This is a genomic window from Cobetia sp. BMC6 (genome assembly GCF_029991385.1).
In the GTDB taxonomy this organism is placed as follows: Bacteria; Pseudomonadota; Gammaproteobacteria; order Pseudomonadales; family Halomonadaceae; genus Cobetia.
Genome location: NZ_JAKUMF010000098.1, coordinates 1 through 241, shown reverse-complemented (window position 1 = coordinate 241; position 241 = coordinate 1). Strand labels below are relative to the sequence as shown.

The window sequence follows — 241 nt, the reverse complement described above, 5'->3', positions numbered from 1 at the left end:
GCCCGTGAGGCTTGACCATATAACACCCAAGGGGTTTGCTCCGGCAAACCGCCGGGATTGCGACAGGATCGACGATATATCGGTCAGCATGATTCATATTGCGAGTCGCGAGGTCACAAGCCTCGAGACTCAGGCATCGCAAGATGCCACCGTTTCGCCTGACGACCATAGCGAGCGTGAACCACCCGATCCCATGCCGAACTCGGAAGTGAAACCGCTTAGCGCCGATGGTAGTGTGGAG

Annotated in this window: 1 rRNA gene; it reads left to right on the top strand. The window is 57.3% G+C overall.

What is annotated here, in order from left to right:
• Positions 1 to 157 precede the first annotated feature (157 nt).
• Positions 158 to 241, top strand: a 5S ribosomal RNA gene (gene rrf / locus MKZ40_RS17245); the annotation flags it as partial.